The following is a 547-nucleotide window of genomic DNA, read 5'->3' on the forward strand; positions in this document are numbered from 1 at the left end:
ACAACCGCAACCTGTACATGCACGACCTCGTCACCGCCGAGACGCTGTACGACGCGCAGGGCAACAGGCTGCAAGGCACCCTCAACACCTACGAGGCGGTACGGCAGCGCGACGACAGCACGAGCGTGTTCCCTGCACTCGTTTCCATTAGGCAGACGGTCTACGACAACACAGGGCAGGGCAGCATGAGCACCACCGTGCACAACACCTACGACGCCTACGGCAACCTGGCATCCTACAAGGAGACGGCCACCGACTACGAGCTGCGTGCGGACATCGCCTACCACGAACTGCGCGAACGCCACATCGTGGGACTGCCGCGACACATTGCGGTGATGGACAAGGCGGGCAGGGTGTACCGCGAACGTTCGACGGAAGTGGACGGCAAGGGCGACGTCACCCGCATCACGATGCACAACGGGCAGCTGCCCTCGGTGTACGACATGGCGTACGACGCGTACGGCAACCTGGCCGCGCTCACCAAGCCCGCCAACCACAAGGGCCAGCGCATGCGCTACGAATACGCCTACGACGGCGTGCTGCACCA

Annotated in this window: 1 pseudogene; it reads left to right on the forward strand. The window is 63.8% G+C overall.

The window, feature by feature from the left end:
• A pseudogene (locus HMPREF2955_RS14680) lies at positions 1-547 on the forward strand (sugar-binding protein); the annotation flags it as partial.

Source organism: Prevotella sp. HMSC073D09, from assembly GCF_001814145.1.
In the GTDB taxonomy this organism is placed as follows: Bacteria; Bacteroidota; Bacteroidia; order Bacteroidales; family Bacteroidaceae; genus Prevotella; species Prevotella conceptionensis.